Annotated in this window: 2 protein-coding genes and 1 pseudogene; all 3 read right to left on the bottom strand. The window is 55.9% G+C overall.

Annotated elements, in window-relative coordinates:
- Nucleotides 1–622, bottom strand: a 622-nt coding sequence (locus AC1DH9_RS28560) for a TetR/AcrR family transcriptional regulator (protein ID WP_477809274.1), incomplete at its 3' end; no start/stop codon positions are given.
- A gap of 78 nt (nucleotides 623–700) precedes the next feature.
- Nucleotides 701–907: pseudogene (locus tag AC1DH9_RS28555) on the bottom strand (12-oxophytodienoate reductase); the annotation flags it as partial.
- 269 nt (nucleotides 908–1,176) lie between these two features.
- The coding region (locus tag AC1DH9_RS28550) for a TonB-dependent receptor domain-containing protein (protein ID WP_477809273.1) at nucleotides 1,177–1,724 on the bottom strand (548 nt) is incomplete at its 5' end.

Raw genomic sequence — 1,724 nt, 5'->3', positions numbered from 1 at the left:
GCATGAGGCTACGCAAAATGAGGTTGGAGGTGAGCGTGGGCGCCTCCTCGACATAATCGAGGTTGTACTGCAGGAGTAAAGGATTGACGAAAGGCCGCAAAGCCAGATGTATCGCCTCTACTGTTTCGTCCAGGGGAGTCTTGCGTTCAAATTCGCCGATCTCTCGCCCCTCCCGCACAATTTGCAACACGAAGCGTTTGATCTGTGCGTCATAAGCCTGCGTACTGGGCCAGCTTTCCGACGCCGCGAATGCTGCAATGTCATAGAGTTTTCGGTCGTTAAAGAACAGATTCACACCTGTGGCGATCACAGTTTTGACCAATCGTCGAAAGCGCTCCGTCGGCGACAGGTCTTCTATATTGATCGCCTGCTCCACAGCCGCGACGATTTCTGCCAGACAATTTGCGCAGATGGCTTCACCGATCGCCTGCTTGGAATCAAAAAATTTGTAGATGTAGGCCTTGGAAAACCCGATGGCCCTGGCCAGGTCGGAAACCGTGGTTTTGCCGTAGCCGTATTGACTGAAGTGTTCATTGGCCGCCGCGACAATCTGGTCTCGAATGTCGTGATCGGCTGGGCCACGGGGGCTGGGTGAAGCTGAAGATATTGATGGCTGATTCATGGGAACAGCTTACTCATCCTATCGAGGACTGACAACTTGTGACCGACAAGATATATAGTCACAAATCGACCATGAAAAATCTAACGCTACATTACCTAGCGACACTCTGTAGCCTGCGCGTAAATGCCCGGACCACACTGCAACGCAGTTCAGTCCGTTCTCCCCGTCAATTTCGGGAAATTCAGGGTCCCAGAAGCGTCGCTGCGAGCAATGCAGAACATCAACACCAGCCTCAACCAACGGTAGCAGCCAGTCTTCCATTAATGCAGGGGTCTCGGCGAACCGATGTTTCAGGCACATCCGCACTTGTGGCGAGGGAGCTTGCTCCCGCCGGACTGCGTAGCAGGCCCAATTCAGGGCCGCTTCGCGCCCCGGCGGGAGCAAGCTCCCTCGCCACAGATACTTCTCAGCCCTCCAGACTTCCTTAAGTGAACAGCATTGCCGATCAATCGAGGCTTTATTGTTATCCAGCGGGAATTCCTGCGCGCCGTGTCGTACCGCCAAGAGCGGAGAAAGTCGTAGAACTCTCCCCCCCCCTCTTGGCTGGCCGACTATCAGAAATCAATCGATGCTGAAAGCTGAAGGGTACGTGGAGCGCCCAGGCCGCCGGACAGGCCACTGCCGTCGCCGCCACTGTAGGAGCCGAGCCAGTAGGCCCGGTTGGCGAGGTTCTCTACGTTAGCCCGTAAGGTCACAGGTTTGGACATGACCTTGGTGGTGTACCGACCGCCCACATCGAAAACGGTGTAGGACGGCAACTCCATCCGATGGTCGTCGGTAACGTAGCGGCTGCCAACGTAGTTTGTGCCCGCGGTCAGGGTTAGCCCAGGGACCCTCTCCAGATCGTACTCGACTCCAAGTTTGCCGATGATTTTCGGAACGCCGGTCACCTGATTGCCTTCGTTCGCCGCTACCTGCGCCTTCGTCAACACCGCCTGCGTGTAGGAAACACCGCCCATCAAACGCAAATCTGGTCGGGCCTCACCGAAGAAGCTCCATTCCACGCCACGGTTGCGCTGCTCACCATTGACGCCAAAAATGTTGGTGACCGGGTCGGTAAAGGTGCTGGGTTTTTCGATCTGGAACACGGCCAACGTAGTGG

The organism is Pseudomonas sp. 05T35, assembly GCF_056396605.1.
Note: the sequence above shows the minus strand (reverse complement) of the source record. Positions and strands in the feature narration are given on the sequence as shown.